Source organism: Pseudomonas sp. LPH60 (genome assembly GCF_030718165.1).
GTDB lineage: Bacteria > Pseudomonadota > Gammaproteobacteria > Pseudomonadales > Pseudomonadaceae > Aquipseudomonas > Aquipseudomonas danubii.
Map to the genome: position 1 here is coordinate 890,747 of NZ_JAVAJH010000003.1, position 16,540 is coordinate 907,286.

Consider the following 16,540-nt stretch of genomic DNA (forward strand, 5'->3'; position numbering starts at 1 on the left):
CCTTGAAACCATGACTCCTGCCCAACGACGGGCAATCCCCGAAGGAGTCAGTCATGAGCATCACCGTTACCACCTCTACCCTGGACCAGGCCGTCGCCCAGAAGCGTTTCGACGATGCCTGCCACTATCTGCGCCAATCCGACCTGGCCAACTTCCTGATCGACGAACTGATCGCCGTCAAGGAAGAGCTGATCGTGGAAGTCACCAACTCGTCGGCAGCGGACAAGACCGACCGCTGGATTCCTCCGGCCGCCAACTCCACCACGTCCGCCGGACGCGTGGTGTGGAACCTCAAGTCCCAGGTGTACGCCATCGAGAAAAAATACAAACAGCCGGACCTGAGCAACTTCCAGAAATTCCTCGCGCTGTTCGCCAGTGACCGGGTCGAGCGCCTGTCCCCGGCCCTGGTGCTGATGCATGAGTTGGGGCACGCCTGCCAGTTCCTCACCAACAAGGCCGAGTTCCGCAAGCAACTGGCGGACAAAAACATCCTTGAAGTGGAAAACATCAACGTCAACGCCATCGAGAACACCGTGGCCAAGGAGCTGACGGCGAAAAACAACAAGGAAGGCCTGCGTTGGGATTACCTCGACGCCCGCTGAGCCTTGTCCCCCGGCGATGCCCTGTCGCCGGGGTCCTCCCTGTGTTCATGTCGGGCCCTAGCGGCCTGCAAAAGGAGTTGCCCCATGTTGATTCTGCGTTCACTGATCATCGGCCTGAGCCTGTTGGCCAGCGCCGCCCACGCCCTGGACACCACCAGCACCCCGGCCGAAACCCTGAAGGCCTACGCCGCCACCCTGGGGAGCACCGCCGGCAGCAGCCAATGGCAGCAGCTGTGGAAACGCGCCCGGGACCAGGGCGCTTTCAATACCGCGGGCGAACAACCGCGCTTCACCATCACCCAGGACAAACTGCCGGACATGGCTCGCACCACCTTGAGCAATGCCAGCAGCGTAACCGCGCAAAACACCACCCAGGCGCTGTACCGCCATGAGTTTGCCACGCCCATCGGCCAGGCCCGGGGCAAGTCCCTCAAGGCGCTGTGCCTGTTGGTGGATTGGCGTTCGCTGCCCACTGGCACCCGGCCCGATGACACCAGCCACATGGGCAGTGCGAGCCTGCTGCAAATCATCCCCTGCCCCTGAAACCGACAAGCCGCCCAGGCCGTTAGCCTGGGCGGCAACGGCTCATGAAGCGATCTGCGAGCTCAGCAGATCGGCCTCCTTGCGCCGGCGGGTGCCGTAGCTGTCGCCAAAGTTACGCAGGTTGGCCAGGGCACTCTTCCAGTCGCGGGCCACCACCTGGGCCCAGAACTTCGGCGTGCGGCTGGCCAGGTCGCCGTACTGAAAGGCCACCGAGGCGATCACGGTCTGCATCGGTGCCGGCAGTTGGGCGAAATCCACCCCGCTGGCCTTGGCGTAGTTCGCCGCCAGGCGATCGACAAAGGGCGCCTTGAACGCCTCATCGATCAGCTCGGCCTCGTCACTGCCGATGCTCAAGGGCTGACCATCGAGAAACGCCTTGGCCTTGAGCCCCGTCAGGCCCAGGTAGGGCGTCAAGCGCCGCACCAGATCTGCCGGCAGATTGAGCGCCTGCAAATCCTTCACCCCTCGCTGCCCCAGATCGAAGCCCGTGCCCACCGTGACCCCGCTCTTGCTGTTGGCCGCATCGGGCACATAACCGCGGGTCATGGCACCGCCTTCCAGAGCGGCGATAAAACTGAAATCAATCGCATAGCGTGACATGGATATTTCCTCCTCCAGTTGAAGAAAATCCAGTGCATCACCAGCGACCGATACAACATCAGAATGTAATAGTTCCCTTTAATAGGGGGGAAATTTCCCACTGAACAGAGGACGACACACCTCCTTAGGATCGAACCAGCTGTATTCATAATTCCAAGGAGGTACCAAATGGACGTGAAAGACCTCAGTCTTATCGATATTCGCCAGCTACCCCATTCACTCCAGGCCCTCATCGACTGCATCGGCCTGGAAAACGCCTACCGCCTGACACGTGAATACGGCGGCCGTCCCAAGTACATCCCCAAGCACGCCGAGCGCACTTCGCTGGCGCTGATCCTGCCTCCCGATGCTCTCAACGCCCTGATCGAACGCTTCGCCGGACTGGCCCTGGAGATCCCCAAGGCCGACCACTTCTGCCGGCAGATCCGCAATCAGCACATCCAGCTGGAAAGCCTGGGAGGCATCTCCCGTAGCGTCCTGGCGGACAAGTACGGCCTGAGCCTGCGGCAGATCGGCAACATCCGCCGCCTGGAAGCCAACACTCACCGGTAATCGATTCCCGCTGAATCGGCGGCGCGGGCTTGCTTAAGGTGCAAGGGCGCAACTCGCGCATAAACGATAAGGAGATTGACCATGCCAGATATCGACAAGGGCTTGATCGGCGGCGTGATTGCCGCCCTGCCCCTGGACAAGATGATCACCGGTCCGTTGATGGCAATGATCCAGGCGCAGGTCGCCGCGAGCAAAGCCTATGCGGACTTCCTCATGGGTGTGTGTATCCAGAACGGCCAGGCGGTATCGGTGCAGTTCGACTACGACGAAACCCTGGTGGATGACCAGGGCGTCTACAAGGGTACGGTGAAGAAGTCGATGCGCATCCCGCTGCTGGCGGCCATCAGTCACCCCAACATCACCATCGAGGAAGGCTCCATCGAGTTCGAGCTGACCATCAGCCAGATGGCCGAGGACACCAGTTCCACTGAAGCCTCCGGCAGTTTCGAGGCGAAGATGGGCTGGGGCCCGTTCAGTGTTTCGGTCAAGGGTGCGGCGAGCCACAAATCCACGCAGACCCGCAAGACCGACACCCGGGCACGCTACGCCATCAGCACCAAGATCGTCCGCCAGGACCCACCGGAAGCCCTGATGCGGGTGATCGACTTCCTCACCGACGCCGCCACCAAACCGGTGATGCTGCCGAGCGCCACCGCCACCGACACCGACAAGCTGCCCACCGCCAACGCGCTGAAAATGCCCGATGCTCCGGCGCAAAACAGCGGCGACAAGCCCTGACAACCACGTTTGACCCACCCGCCCCGCCGCCACGGCGGGGCACTTCAGCCATCGAACAAGGAGCATGATCCATGGCGTTTTTTTCCCGTCGCAAGGAGCCCATGTCCGCCAGCGACCTGAGCCACATCACCCGTGGCATGCACCAGGCCGCCGCCGCGACCCACAACCTGATCGCCCAGCAATACATCAAGTTGTTCGACCAGTTCTTCGACTACAACGTCAACGACCTGGGTACGCCGATGAAGGCCAAGATGGTCGAGGTGGCCCTCAACGAACAGCACATCATCAACGTCCCGTTGATTGCCCTGGTCTCGCCCAAGGGCCTGGCCCTGCACAAGATGACCGTCGACCTGTCGGTGCGCATGCAGGGCACCGAACTGCAGAAGGCCAGCCACGACCTGGAGAATGGCGAACTGCAGAGCGAGAAGTTTTTCGTCACCTTCGGCAGCGGCAAGCGCGAAGGCCAGGAGCGCGATCCGGACGAAGTGCAGATCTGCATGGAGTTTCGCGACTGCGAGCCGCCGGAGGCGATCCAGCGCCTGATCGAGGAGTTCACCAATCTGATCAGTCCACAGCGGATCAATGAAGGTCCTGCGCCCGGCGCGCTGGCTCCCGCGGCACCCCCTCCCGCCGATCCGGACCTGCTGGCCCCCTGAGCCTGATCACCGGCCGCGACGGCCGGCCCCGGGGGCCGTCAGGGCTTGAGGTTTACCGAACGCCAGTCACTGGCCTCGATCATCCCGAGCATCTTCGGCGCCCCGTTGAGGGTATCGGTAGACACAAACAGCGAGGCGCCGTAACCCAGGGTCGGGGTCGACAGTTTCAGTTCCTGCTCCAGTTGGTCCATGCATTCACTGTGGGTCACCAGCACCAGATTGCGGCCAGCGACCTTATGCGCCAGCACGTCGCGCAGCAGGCCGTTCTTGCAGTTGTACAGCCAGTCATCGCCACTGCTGACCTTGCTGAACATATAGCCGGCCGTCTGCGCGGTGCGGGTCAGGGGGCTGTTATAGAGGTCGGTGCGTTCCAGGCCCAACTGCTCGAACTGCGCGCCAATGCTCACCGCCACCTCCCGCGCTCGATCGGTAATACCATCGGCGGGCCCGAGACAGGTGGCACTGGAGCGATCGCAGCGCTCCACGTGACGCACCAGGACAATCATGTCGCCCTTGGCCCAACTGCGGGTCAAGGCCCTGATCCCGGCCACGTTGCCGTGGGCCAGGTCCGGCACCGCCGCCGGCTTGAGCAGGTACAGACTCAAGGGGAGCAGCAGCACCACGCCCAGCAGCGCCAGCGCGTTCTTGTAACGGACCAGGGAACGCCTAAAGGGCGGACGCTTGGCCACCGCCAGCACGAGTCTTGTAGCCACAGTCCTGCCGCCCTTTGAGAGTGATCCGGGGTTTTGAGCAGCGCGTAGCGAGGCTACAGAACCCGGATGACCATTGAGCGCGGCCGGGCACGCTGGCAGCAACCGGACCGACTCTAGGGCGCACACCGTTGGGGAGCGGTGAAATCAATGTGAAAAAAAGCTCAACGCACGGGTGGTTCATCCCGCAAAATAACCGTCCATCGCCGAAAACATTGTCTTGGGACAATGCGGACGAAATCGTTTCAGCTATGGCACATCCCGCCGATACACCCCCTACAAAACACCTTGCTGGTCACCAACAACAACAATCTTCCAGCCAACTCAAGATCAAGAAGAGCTACGTTCCTGGAGGAATTCAATGAGTAGTTGGTTTGCCAACATCAGCGTCAACCTTAAGCTGGGCCTGGGTTTCGGCCTGGTTCTGGCCCTCACCGGCATCCTGGCACTGACCGGCTGGACCAGTCTGGGCAACCTGATCGACCGCAGTAACTGGATGAGCGACATCACCCAGCTCAACAGCGGCCTGACCAAACTGCGGGTCACCCGTCTGCAGTACATGCTGGCCAACGGCGACGAAACCGCCGCCCAGGGCGTGCAGAAGACCCTGGATGATTTCAGCGCCCAGCAGAAAAAACTCCTGGCCACGTTCCAGAGCCCGGAAAACATCAAGCTCCTGCAAGGTCTGGGCGCCACCATCAGCGCTTATCAGGACTCGCTGAACAAGATGCGCAATGCCTACCGCACCGGCGACGCTGCGCGCCTGGCGATGAACCAGAACGCCGAACGCGCCAATGACCTGATCAATGGCATCAACACCTGGGTCAAGCAACTGCCCCTGAGCGACGCGCGCTTCGAACAGTTCCAGGCCATCACCCAGGCCAAGGAAGCCTTCCAACTGGCGCGCTATGAAGTGCGCGGCTACGTCACCACCAACAACCCGGACACCGAACAGAAAGCCGTCACCCAGCTCAACGCGGCCATTGCCGAAATGGATCAGCTCAAGAGCCATTTCAGCAGCACCCAGCGTGATGCCCTGCAACAGCTGGAAACCGCACTGAGCGGCTACCGCAGTTCGCTGCAGGCCTTCAAGGTCGCCTTCACCGACGCCGTGCAGGCGCGCAAGGAAATGACCGAGCAGGGCGCCGACATCGTCAGCCGCAGCGACGCCCTGTACCAGATCCAGCTGGAGCGCCGCGACATCGAAAGCGCCCAGGCCCGCAGCCTGCAATTGATCAGCACCCTGCTGGCCCTGCTGGTGGGCGTACTGGCTGCCGTGATCATCACCCGGCAGATCACCCGTCCGCTGCGGGAAACCCTGGCCGTGGTCGAGCGCATCGCTTCGGGCGATCTCACCGAAAACCTGCGGGTGACCCGTCGCGATGAACTGGGCGTGCTGCAACAAGGCATCGTGCGCATGGGCGTGACCCTGCGCGAACTGATCGGTGGCATCCGCGACGGCGTGACCCAGATCGCCAGCGCCGCCGAAGAACTGTCCGCCGTGACCGAAGAAACCAGCGCCGGGGTCAACAGCCAGAAGGTCGAGACCGACCAGGTGGCCACCGCCATGCACGAGATGACCGCCACCGTGCAGGAAGTCGCGCGCAATGCCGAAGAAGCTTCCCAGGCCGCAGCCGCCGCCGACGGCGAAGCCCGCGAAGGCGACAAAGTGGTGGCCCAGGCCATCGAGCAGATCGAGCGCCTGGCCAGCGAAGTGGTGCGTTCCACCGATGCCATGACCGTGCTGCAACAGGAAAGCGACAAGATCGGCAGCGTCATGGACGTGATCAAGGCCGTGGCCGAACAGACCAACCTGCTGGCGCTGAACGCCGCCATCGAAGCCGCCCGTGCCGGTGAAGCCGGGCGTGGTTTCGCCGTGGTCGCCGACGAAGTGCGGGCCCTGGCCCAGCGCACCCAGAAGTCCACCGAAGAGATCGAGGAACTGGTGGCCGGCCTGCAGAACGGCACCCAGCAAGTGGCCACGGTGATGAACAACAGCCGCAGCCTGACCGACAGCAGCGTCGAGCTGACCCGCAAGGCCGGTGCCTCGCTGGAAAGCATCACCCGCACCGTGTCCAACATCCAATCGATGAACCAGCAGATCGCCGCCGCGGCCGAGCAGCAGAGCGCCGTGGCCGAAGAGATCAGCCGCAGCATCATCAACGTGCGCGACGTGTCCGAACAGACCGCCGCCGCCAGCGACGAAACCGCCGCCTCCAGTGTTGAACTGGCGCGCCTGGGCGGCCAGTTGCAGATGATGGTCAGCCACTTCCGCGTCTGATTCGCGGCGCGCCCTTCGGTCCTGTAGCCGCTGCCGCAGGCTGCGACAAGGACCGAAGGGCCTTCCTAGGCCCTCAAGAGCGGCGTCCCCTTCGGGGCCGTTCGCAGCCTGCGGCAGCGGCTACAGAGGGTTGTTCGGCACCGTCGAGCAGCGCATCCACCACCGCCCGCGCCATCTCCACCGAATGAATCATCGACCAGATCAGCCCGCGCTCGATGCCGCTGGCACTGGTGATTTCGTCGGCCGTCTCTTCGGCGCACTTGAGCAGCAATGAAACGTGCAGCAGCGCCTCTTCGGCATTGACCCCTTCGCATACCGCAAACAGCGGACGGCCCTCGCCATCCCGGCAACCAAAGCGGTTGCTGCCAGTGGCAGTGAAGTGCTCATGCAAAGGGGGCGAAAGCGCGGTGTTTTGCAGCGCCTGTAGCAAGGTCTTGTTGGGTTCTTCCAGCGCAGTGATCAACTCACGGCTGGGTTGCAGAACGGGTGGATCGGGAACGATCTTCTTCACGGCAAAACTCCTGGAGAAGTTGAACCGCCACGCATCGCTACCAAACGATCAAGGTGGCGGCCATACGCAGGTTGGTAGACCGGGACTCCAGGAAACCCAGCGCACACGAGGTGCCCTGCGCACAGCCGCCATAACACGTCGACAGATTAAGGCCTGTCGAAAGTCAGCGGCGCTTGTGCCTGAAGTGATGCGGGCTACCAAACCCGATCGCTGAAATGCAGCGACGGCCGAAGACTAGCCCTGGACATTCGATAGGCACAAGCCATGCAAACAGTTGAAATGTAACGGGTGGATTCTCGCGGAAATGCCCTACAAATCAAAGCGAAAATCCGCCATCAGAGGCAAACTTTATCGCATCCCTGTAGCCGCTGCCGCAGGCTGCGACAAGGCCCGCAGGGCCTTCAGAGGCCCTCAAGGACGGCGTCCCCTTCGGGGCCGTTCGCAGCCTGCGGCAGCGGCTACAAGAAGCGGGGGCGCCGGCCATTTACAGCACTTGGGGTTTGCCCTTACCTTTCCCGGTCTGCGTCCTGCTGTCCGAAGGATCTGTCACCAGGAATATCTCGATGCCCAGCCTCGGTTTTACCTCGGTCCCACCCTTGCTCAAATATCTGCTCTATGCCGAGCAATTGGGTATTGCCACGGCGCCGGCGCTAGCGGCGGCGGGGCTTGAAGCCGCGCAGTTGAACGACACCAGCCTGCGCCTGCCGGTGGAGGTGCATGAGCGGTTGCTCGACTACTTCTGCCAGCACTCCGGCGATCCGCTGTTCGGGCTCAATTCGGCGCGCTTCGTCAAACCCAGCTCCTGGAACGTGCTGGGCTACATCACCATGAACTGCGCGACCCTGGGCGAAGCCATGGGCCGCATCATGCCGTTCGAAAAACTGGTGGGGGACATGGGCACCAGCCGGGCCGAGGTGGCGGGCGATCAGGTGCGGTTGATCTGGAGCTGTCGTCATCGGCGCCCGGACATTCGCCGGCATCTGGTGGAAAACGTCCTGGCCTCCTGGCTGCTGTATGCGCGCTGGATCGCCGACTCGCAGCTCTCCCCCACTACGGTGTGGTTCGAGCATTCGCGGCCGGAGTCGGCCGAGGTGACGCAGTACGAGGCCCTGTTCGGCTGCCCGGTGCTGTTCGGGCAAGCCTGCTCGGCCCTGGTGGCACCGCTGCACTACCTGCAGTTGCCCTTGCGCCAGGCCGATGCGCGGCTGCTCAAGACCCTGGAGGATCACGCCCAGGCGATGATGGCCTCGTTGGCCGATGCGCCCCTGGCGTTGCAGGTGCAGAACGTGTTGCGCCAGTTGCTCAAGGACGGTCTGCCGCGCAAGGAGCAGGTGGCGGAGCAGTTGCAGATGTCCGAACGCACGCTGCAGCGCCAGCTGCAACAGGCCGGCACGTCCTACCAACAGATTCTCGATGACTTGCGCCAGGAGCTGGCCGAGCACTATCTGTGCCACAGCGAGCTGTCGATCCAGGGGATCGCCGATTGCCTGGGCTTTACCGAATCCCGTTCATTTCACCGCAGCTTCAAGAGCCGCACCGGGTTGACCCCGGGACAGTTTCGTCAGACCGCGCTAAGCGCCGGCAAGGCCTGAGCCCGCTCAGACGCTGATGGCGTTGGTGAACACCAGCCGATTGCCGAACGGATCGCTGATGGCCATGTCCTGGCTGCCCCAGGGCATGGCCTGGATCTGCGGATGGGAAAAACGGTACTGCTTGGCCAGCAATTGCTGCTGGAAGGCTTCCAGTTCATCGGTCTCGATCCGCAGCGCCGCGCCCGGGGTGCAATCGCCGTGATGCTCGGACAGGTGCAGCACGCAATCGCCCCGGGATACCTGCATGTACAGCGGGAAGTTGTCCTCGAAGCGGTGCTGCCAATCGAGGTTGAACCCCAGGAAGTCCAGGTAAAACTCCCGGGCCTTGGCTTCATCGAAGATCCGCAGGATAGGGGTGGTTTTGCCAAAGCTCATTGCATGACTCCCTGACTGAAATAGGCCGACTCTACAGGCGGCGATTCCCAGCACTTCGGCGCCGCGCCAGGATTCTTTAATGGCACAGCGCCATCGCTGTGACGAAGATCATAGAATCAGACTGCGAATGTGAAGCCCCGGCGCAAGTCCCCCTCCCTCGCTAAGAAACGTCCCGAGCGCTGACCGTTGGCCTGGCCCTCGGCGTAGCTGCGCACGCCATTGACCCAGACCCCGTCGATCCCTTGCGCGGCTTGCTGCGGGTGCTTGAAATCGGCCACGTCGCGCACCCGCGCCGGGTCGAACAGCACCAGGTCGGCCCAATGCCCCTCGCGGATTTCGCCGCGCTGGTGCAGGCCGAATCGCGCCGCCGAAAGCCCGGTCATCTTGTGCACCGCGGTGTACAGCGGGAACAGGCCCAGGTCGCGGCTGAAGTGGCCCAGTACCCGAGGGAAGGCCCCCCACAACCGTGGATGAGGGAAGGGATCTTCCGGCAGGCCATCGGAGCCGATCATCGACAACGGATGGGCGAGGATGCGCCGCACGTCGCTTTCATCCATGCCGTAGTACACCGCCCCCGCCGGTTGCAGGCGCTCGGCGGCGACCAGCAGGCTGACGCCCCACTCGTCGGCAATCTCGTTCAGATCACGACCGCCCTGTTCGGGGTGCGGCGTGGACCAGGTGATGGTGATGCGGTACGCATCGGTGACCTGCTTGAGATCCAGGGTCGAAGAGCTGGCGGCGTAGGGATAACAATCGCAGCCCACCGGATGATCCTGGGCCGCCTGTTCCAGGGCCGCCAGCAGTTGCGGGCTGCGTCCCCAGTTGCCGGCCCCGGCGCATTTGAGGTGGGAGACGATCACCGGCGCCCGGGCCGCGCGACCGATCAGGAAGGCTTCGTCCATGGCCTCCAGCACCGGCTCGAACTCGCTGCGCAGGTGGGTGGTGTACACCGCCCCGAACGCCGTCAGTTCCTGGGCCAGTTGCAGCACTTCATCGGTCTCGGCGCAAAACGCGCTGGCATAGGCCAGCCCGCTGGACAGGCCGAGGGCGCCGTCCTCCAGGCTTTCGCGCAGTTGCTCGCGCATGGCCGCGATTTCGCCTGCGCTGGCGGTGCGATGCAGGTCCGAAAGGTGGTTGCTGCGCAGCGCCGTGTGCCCCACCAGGGCCGCGACGTTCACCGCCGGGCGCGCCTCATCCACCGCCGCGCGATAGTCGCGAAAGTGCGGATAGACAAACATCGAGCGCTCGCCCAGCAGGTTCATCGGGTCCGGCGGATCGCCCTTGAGGCTCACCGGCGCAGCGCTGATCCCGCAGTTGCCGACGATCACTGTGGTCACGCCCTGGCTGAGCTTGGGCAGCATCTGCGGCTGGCGGATCACCACGGTGTCGTCGTGGGTGTGCACATCGATGAAGCCCGGGGCCAGGACCCGGCCGCCGGCATCGATCTCGTGCTCGGCGGTGGCCGCGGACAGGTCGCCGATGCGCTGGATGCGACCGTCGCCGATCGCCAGGTCGGCGGGATAGCCCGGGCGGTCGCTGCCGTCGATGATCAGGGCGTTGCGGATCAGCGTGTCGTAGCGCATGTCAGTCTCCCAGGGGCAGGCAGTCGTCGCCGCCCCGGTAATGGTCCAGGGCCAGCTTGATTCGCCGCAGGCGTTCCTGGCTGTCATCGGGCAGGGCCAGGGCCAGCTCGGTGGCCAGCACATCAATGGCCAGCAGCATGCCGTAGCGGGCCGCGGTGGGTTTGTAGATGAACGAGGTTTCGGCGCTGTGCAGAGGCAGCACCACGTCCGCCAGTTGCGCCAGGGGTGACTCGGGCAGGGTGATGGCGAGGATGCCGGCACCGTAGTTGCGGGCCAGGGCCACCGCGTCCAGCAATTCGGGGGTGATGCCGGTCAGGGAACAGGCGATCACCGCGTGTTGCGGCCCCAGGGCGGCGGCGGTCACCCGCATCATCACCGGGTCGTGGCAGGCGGCGATGGGGTAGCCCAGGCGCACCAGGCGCACCTGCAGTTCATCGCTGCACAGCGTCGAGCAGCCGCCCATGCCGAAGGCGTGGATCATCCGTGCGCGCCCCAGCAAGCGCACCGCATCGGCAAACTGCGTTTCCTCGAAACCGGCCAGGTGCTGATGCAGCGCAGACTCGATATCGCCCAGGATCTGCCGGTAGAAACCGGACTGCTCGGGCGCTCCCGCCGGGTCGAGAAAGCGGCTACCGACACCGCTGGCCTGGGCCAGTTGCAAGCGCAGTTGGCGCAAATCGCGGCAACCGACGCTGCGGGCAAAGCGCGACAGGGTGGCGGCGCTGACTTCGGCGCGCTGGGCCAGTTCGTCGAGGCTGGCGGAGGCGGCAAAGCCCACGTCGTCGAGCAGCAAGCGGGCGATCCGCCCTTCCCCGGCGCTGAAGTCATCCAGGCGCGAACGGATCTGATAAAGAATGTCCATCTACAACAGCTCCGCGAGTCCCAGGGTCAGGCCGAAGGCGATCAGCGAAATCAGCGTCTCCAGCACGGTCCAGGTCTTGAAGGTTTGAATGACGGTCATATTGAAGTATTCCTTCACCAGCCAGAAGCCACCGTCGTTGACGTGGGACAGAATCACCGAACCGGCCCCGGTGGCAATCACCAGCAGTTCCGGGTGGGGATACCCCAGGCCGACGGCCACCGGTGCCACCACCCCGGAAGCGGTGGTCAGGGCCACGGTGGCGGAACCGGTGGCGACCCGCATCAACACCGCAAACAGCCAGCCCATCCACAGCGGCGACAGCTGGAATTCATGGGCCAGGCCGACGATCTGCTCGGTGACCCCGGAGTCGATCAGAATCCGGTTCAGGCCACCACCGGCCCCCACCAGCAAGGTGATGCTGGCCGTGGGCGCCAGGCACTCGTTGGTGAACTTGAGGATCGATTCACGGTTGATCCCCTGGGCCAGCCCCAGGGTCCAGAAACTCACCAGGGTGGCCACCAACAGGGCGATCACCGAGTTGCCGATAAACAGCAGGAACTGATTGAGCCCGGTGCCGGGCTCGGCCAGCAGGTTGGCCCAGCCGCCGATCAGCATCAGCACCACCGGCAGCAGGATGGTGAACATGGTCAGGCCAAAGCTGGGCAGGCGCGCCCGGGGTTCGCGAGCAATGAACTGACGCTCCAGGGGGTTCTCGGCCGGCAGATGAATGTGCGGCACGATAAACCGGGCATACACCGGACCGGCGATGATCGCCGTGGGCACGCCGATCAGGATCGCGTACAGCAGGGTCTGCCCCACCGACGCCTGATAGGCCTGCACCGCCAGCATCGCCCCCGGGTGCGGCGGCACCAGAGCGTGGACCACCGACAGCCCGGCGACCATGGGCAGACCCACCATCAGCAGCGACACCCCCACCCGCCGCGCCACGGTGAAAGCAATGGGGATGAGCAGTACAAAACCCACTTCGAAAAACAGCGGCAGCCCCACCAGAAAGGCGATACAGACCATGGCCCAATGGGCGTTGCGCTCGCCGAAGCGGTCGATCAAGGTCCGCGCCACTTGCTCGGCGCCGCCGGATTCGGCCATCAGCTTGCCGAGCATGGTGCCCAGAGCCACCACCAGGGCAATATGGCCCAGGGTCTTGCCGACCCCGGCTTCATAGGCACCCACCACGCCGGACGGCGGCATGCCGGCCATCAGCGCCAGGCCGACGGACACCAGGGTGATGACGATAAAGGGATTGAGTCGGTAGCGGGCGATCAACACGATCAACGCAATGATGGCGACTGCGGCGTAGCCCAGCAGCCAATAACCCGTTGCGGGAGCCATGGTGTTCTCCTTGAAAACAGCGTCACTTTTGAATGGTTGTGAAACTCTTTAATCACTTAAGGAGTTTTGTTTCAAACCAAGTGAAACTAATTTTCGTAAAGAGGCAGGCCTTGTCGCGAACAGCTATGCAAAAGCGCGAGGGATGAAAATCGGTAGTGGCTATTTTCATCCCCGCGCATTGAAAAACGGGCGAGCGCTGCCACTCGCCCCGGGCTTCAGTCGTGTTGTACCCGGGCTCGTTTCAGCAGCTTCTTGCAACGCTCCGACAGGTGCAGCACCCGCAGTTGCTTGCCGGCCTTGGCATAGCGCTCGCGCAAGGTTTTCAGGGCGGCGATGGCCGAGTAGTCGACAAAGCTCAGGTGGCGACAGTCGACGGTGACATGCTGTGGATCACCCGCCGGGTCGAACTGATTGAGAAACGGCGTGGTGGAAGCAAAGAACAACGTGCCGTGCAACTGATAGCGCTTGCTGCCGTCGGCCTCCAGGTGAGCGTCGGCGTACAGCTCCCGGGCCTGCTGCCAGGCAAAGTTCAGCGCCGCGATCACAATGCCGCAGAACACTGCTATGGCCAGGTCGGTGAACACCGTGATCACGCTCACGGCGAGGATCACCAGCACATCGTTCATCGGCACCTTGTTGATCACCCGCAACGAGGCCCAGGCAAAGGTCTGCTGCGACACCACGAACATCACCCCTACCAGGGCCGCCAGGGGAATGCGCTCGATCAGCGGCGACAGGAACAGCACGAACAGCAGGATCAGCCCCCCGGCCACCACCCCGGACAAGCGCCCGCGGCCACCGGAGCTGAGGTTGATCACGGTCTGGCCGATCATCGCGCAGCCGCCCATGCCGCCGAACAGGCCCGAAACCACATTGGCCGCGCCCAGGGCCACGCATTCGCGGTCCGGGTAGCCACGGCTCTCGGTGATTTCGTCGGTGAGGTTCAGGGTCAGCAGGGTTTCCAGCAGGCCGACCATGGCCATCAGCAACGCGTAGGGCGCGATGATGCCCAGGGTGTCCAGGTTCCACGGCACCTGGGGCAGCGCCAGGCTCGGCAGACCGCCGGCGATGTGGGCCATGTCCCCCAGGGTGCGGGTCGGCAGGCCCAGCAGGTACACCAATACGCCGACGCCGAGGATCGCCACCAGGGCCGGTGGCACAGCCCGAGTCAGGCGTGGCAGCAGGTAGACAATGGCCATGGTCAGCGCCACCAGCCCGGCCATCAGGTACAGCGCCTGGCCGCTGAGCCAGTGTTCACCGCTCTTGAAATGCTCCAGCTGGGCCAGGGCAATGACGATTGCCAGGCCGTTGACGAACCCCAGCATCACCGGGTGCGGCACCATGCGCACCAACTTGCCCAGGCGCAGCAGGCCAAAGGCGACCATGACCAGCCCGCCCAGCAACACCGTGGCCAGCAGGTACTGCACCCCGTGCTGCACCACCAGGGCGACGATCACCACCGCCATGGAACCGGCAGCGCCGGAGATCATCCCGGGCCGACCACCGAACAGCGCGGTCAGGGTGCAGATGAAGAAGGCGCCGTACAGGCCCATCAACGGGTTGAGGTGAGCCACCAGGGCGAAGGCGATGCATTCGGGGAGCAAGGCGAAGGACGTGGTGAGTCCGGCCAGGACATCGGCGCGCAGACGTTTTGCTTTCATGGTTGACCTGATCGACAAACCGGCGGACGCGGTCCTGGGGGAGAGCGGAAAAAGGCGGGCAATGGTACGGAATTGAAGCGCCGCCGAACAGCCGCTCGTCGGCGCGTGAACAACAAAAGTAGGAGCTGGCTTGCCAGCGAAGCGGCGCTCGATCGGGCGCCAGGCTGACGGGCCCGTTCGCCGGAAAGCCGGCTCCTACAGCGGTTCAGCGGTTATTTGACGACCTTGCCGACGCCACGACCGCGGGGGTCGGAAGCGGTTTCAAGCGCGGTGCCGTTGACCCGGATCGCCTGGATGTCGCCCATCTCCCAGCCCTGGTCTTCCAGGGTGTAGCCCATGGTTTTCAGCTCTTCGGCGACCTTGCCGGTGAGCGGCGCATAGGCGTCGTAGTAGATCGTGTCCTTGGGCAACAGCTGGTGATGCACGCGCTGCGCGGCCACGGCCTTTTCCAGGGGCAGGTTGTAGTCATAGAGGTTGTTCAGCACCTGGAAGATCGAGGTGAAGATCCGCGAACCACCGGGGGTACCCAGCACCAGGGTGACCTTGCCGTCGCGAGTCACCAGGCTCGGGCTCATGGACGACAGCATGCGCTTGCCCGGGGCGATGGCGTTGGCATCGCCACCCACCACGCCGAAGGCGTTGGCTACGCCTGGCTTGGCGCTGAAGTCGTCCATTTCGTCATTGAGCAAGAAGCCTGCGCCCTTGACCACCACGCCACTGCCGTAATCCCAGTTCAGGGTGTAGGTGTTGCTCACCGCGTTGCCCTGGGCATCGACGATGGAGAAGTGGGTGGTCTGGTGCGGCTCAAGCCCGGGACGCACTTTCTCGGTGGCCGAGATAGCGTTGGGGTTGACCTCGGCGGCGCGTTTTTTCAGATAGGCCGGGTCGGTCAGTTGCTTGACCGGCACGTCGGAGAACGCCGGGTCGCCCAGGTAGTCGGCACGGTCGGCGAACACGCGCTTTTCGATTTCCGCCAGCAAGTGGATGTACTTGGCCGAGTTCAGCTCGACGCCCTTGAAGTCCGCGGCACGCTCTTCCTTGATGCTGATCAACTGCGCCAGGGCCACCCCGCCGGAGCTGGGTGGCGGTGCGGTGTACAGGGTGTTGCCACGGAAGCTGACCTGCAGCGGCTGGCGCCACTGGACCTTGTAGTCCTGCAGGTCCTGCTTGGTGATCAGGCCCTTGTCGGCCTGCATCTGCGCCACCAGCAAATCGGCGGTCTTGCCGCTGTAGAACTCCTTGGCGCCCTGGTCGGCGATGCGCTCCAGGGTCGCGGCCAGCTCCGGCTGACGGAAGGTTTCACCGGGTTTCATGCTGCCGAAGTAGTCGCCGAAGTTGGTGCTGCCGTTGAACAGCTTCAACGCATCCTCGCGGTACTGGTACTGCTTGTCCGCCACCTTGAAACCGTTTTTCGCGTAGCCCACGGCCGGCGTGATCAACTCGCTCCACGGCAACTTGCCGAATTTCTGGTGGGCTTCCCACAGGCCCATCACGGTGCCCGGCACCCCGGCGGCGCGCGCGCCCACCAGGCTCAGGTTCTCGATCACCTCGCCCTTTTCGTTCAGGTACATGTCCCGGGTCGCGGCCTTGGGCGCGGTTTCCCGGTAGTCGAGGAAGTAGGGTTTGCCATCGACGAACATCGTCATGAAACCGCCGCCGCCGATGTTGCCGGCTTCGGGGTAGGTCACTGCCAGGGCGAAGGCCGTGGCCACCGCGGCGTCCACCGCGTTACCGCCTTTCTTCAGGATCTGCGCCGCGACATCGGCGCCGTACTGGTTGGGCGCTGCCACCGCGCCGCCTTCCAGGGTCACGGCGAACGCCGAACTGCTGGCGGCGATGGCGGCCGTCAGGGCCAGGGTCTTGAACAACAGGATGCGCATAAAGTCCTTCCTTTTCTTGTTTTTGAACGGCAAGAACATAGGCC

16 protein-coding genes and 1 pseudogene are annotated in these 16,540 nt (G+C 63.7%); 8 read left to right on the plus strand and 9 right to left on the minus strand.

The annotated features are described in order from the left end of the window. The first annotated feature begins 53 nt into the window (after positions 1-53). Together Q8O96_RS14550 and Q8O96_RS14555 are read left to right on the plus strand one after the other, a co-directional pair. On the plus strand, positions 54-602 hold the full coding sequence (locus tag Q8O96_RS14550; RefSeq protein WP_240321948.1) for a hypothetical protein: 549 nt from the start codon (positions 54-56) through the stop codon (positions 600-602). A gap of 84 nt (positions 603-686) precedes the next feature. Further along, entirely contained in the window at positions 687-1,145 is a 459-nt protein-coding gene (locus Q8O96_RS14555) for a hypothetical protein (protein ID WP_102861055.1), read from the plus strand. 42 nt (positions 1,146-1,187) lie between these two features. On the opposite strand, the gene Q8O96_RS14560 is transcribed toward Q8O96_RS14555, so the two are convergent. Beyond that, entirely contained in the window at positions 1,188-1,745 is a 558-nt protein-coding gene (locus tag Q8O96_RS14560) for a pesticin C-terminus-like muramidase (RefSeq protein ID WP_102861054.1), read from the minus strand. A 168-nt stretch (positions 1,746-1,913) separates the two neighbouring features. On the opposite strand from Q8O96_RS14560, the gene Q8O96_RS14565 reads away from it, so the two are divergent. The 3 genes from Q8O96_RS14565 to Q8O96_RS14575 all read left to right on the plus strand — a co-directional run bounded on the left by Q8O96_RS14565 (position 1,914) and on the right by Q8O96_RS14575 (position 3,691). Beyond that, positions 1,914-2,297: a transcriptional regulator gene (locus Q8O96_RS14565; RefSeq protein WP_102861053.1), complete on the plus strand. Its 384-nt coding sequence runs from the start codon at positions 1,914-1,916 to the stop codon at positions 2,295-2,297. 81 nt (positions 2,298-2,378) lie between these two features. Continuing rightward, positions 2,379-3,035 (plus strand): DUF2589 domain-containing protein, encoded by a 657-nt coding sequence (locus Q8O96_RS14570; protein ID WP_102861052.1) that lies wholly within the window; start codon positions 2,379-2,381, stop codon positions 3,033-3,035. A 71-nt stretch (positions 3,036-3,106) separates the two neighbouring features. Beyond that, positions 3,107-3,691, plus strand: coding sequence for a DUF2589 domain-containing protein (locus Q8O96_RS14575; protein WP_102861051.1), 585 nt, complete (start codon positions 3,107-3,109; stop codon positions 3,689-3,691). A 38-nt stretch (positions 3,692-3,729) separates the two neighbouring features. Here the strand turns inward: Q8O96_RS14575 and Q8O96_RS14580 are convergent, their stop codons facing one another. Then, on the minus strand, positions 3,730-4,404 hold the full coding sequence (locus tag Q8O96_RS14580; protein ID WP_305948999.1) for a histidine phosphatase family protein: 675 nt from the start codon (positions 4,402-4,404) through the stop codon (positions 3,730-3,732). Positions 4,405-4,897: 493 nt separating this feature from the next. Between Q8O96_RS14580 and Q8O96_RS31270 the strand changes: the two are divergent. Beyond that, positions 4,898-5,776 (plus strand): annotated as a pseudogene (locus tag Q8O96_RS31270) (methyl-accepting chemotaxis protein); the annotation flags it as partial. 201 nt (positions 5,777-5,977) lie between these two features. Further along, entirely contained in the window at positions 5,978-6,682 is a 705-nt protein-coding gene (locus Q8O96_RS31275; RefSeq protein ID WP_371826182.1) for a methyl-accepting chemotaxis protein, read from the plus strand. A gap of 73 nt (positions 6,683-6,755) precedes the next feature. On the opposite strand, the gene Q8O96_RS14590 is transcribed toward Q8O96_RS31275, so the two are convergent. Beyond that, entirely contained in the window at positions 6,756-7,193 is a 438-nt protein-coding gene (locus Q8O96_RS14590) for a DUF3077 domain-containing protein (RefSeq protein ID WP_305949000.1), read from the minus strand. Between the two features lie 563 nt (positions 7,194-7,756). On the opposite strand from Q8O96_RS14590, the gene Q8O96_RS14595 reads away from it, so the two are divergent. Then, positions 7,757-8,785, plus strand: a complete 1,029-nt coding sequence (locus Q8O96_RS14595; protein ID WP_305949001.1) for an AraC family transcriptional regulator — start codon at positions 7,757-7,759, stop codon at positions 8,783-8,785. 6 nt (positions 8,786-8,791) lie between these two features. On the opposite strand, the gene Q8O96_RS14600 is transcribed toward Q8O96_RS14595, so the two are convergent. From Q8O96_RS14600 to ggt, 6 genes are all read right to left on the minus strand, one after another. Next, complete coding sequence (locus tag Q8O96_RS14600; protein ID WP_102861046.1) at positions 8,792-9,160, minus strand: glyoxalase superfamily protein; 369 nt, start codon at positions 9,158-9,160, stop codon at positions 8,792-8,794. A 116-nt stretch (positions 9,161-9,276) separates the two neighbouring features. Next, positions 9,277-10,743: an amidohydrolase family protein gene (locus Q8O96_RS14605; RefSeq protein ID WP_305949002.1), complete on the minus strand. Its 1,467-nt coding sequence runs from the start codon at positions 10,741-10,743 to the stop codon at positions 9,277-9,279. Position 10,744: 1 nt separating this feature from the next. Then, on the minus strand, positions 10,745-11,605 hold the full coding sequence (locus tag Q8O96_RS14610) for a MurR/RpiR family transcriptional regulator (protein WP_102861044.1): 861 nt from the start codon (positions 11,603-11,605) through the stop codon (positions 10,745-10,747). Continuing rightward, positions 11,606-12,955: a gluconate:H+ symporter gene (locus tag Q8O96_RS14615; RefSeq protein WP_102861043.1), complete on the minus strand. Its 1,350-nt coding sequence runs from the start codon at positions 12,953-12,955 to the stop codon at positions 11,606-11,608. A 215-nt stretch (positions 12,956-13,170) separates the two neighbouring features. After that, positions 13,171-14,616 (minus strand): SulP family inorganic anion transporter, encoded by a 1,446-nt coding sequence (locus Q8O96_RS14620; protein ID WP_305949003.1) that lies wholly within the window; start codon positions 14,614-14,616, stop codon positions 13,171-13,173. A 212-nt stretch (positions 14,617-14,828) separates the two neighbouring features. Continuing rightward, positions 14,829-16,496 (minus strand): gamma-glutamyltransferase, encoded by a 1,668-nt coding sequence (ggt, locus tag Q8O96_RS14625; protein WP_305949004.1) that lies wholly within the window; start codon positions 16,494-16,496, stop codon positions 14,829-14,831. Positions 16,497-16,540: the final 44 nt, after the last annotated feature.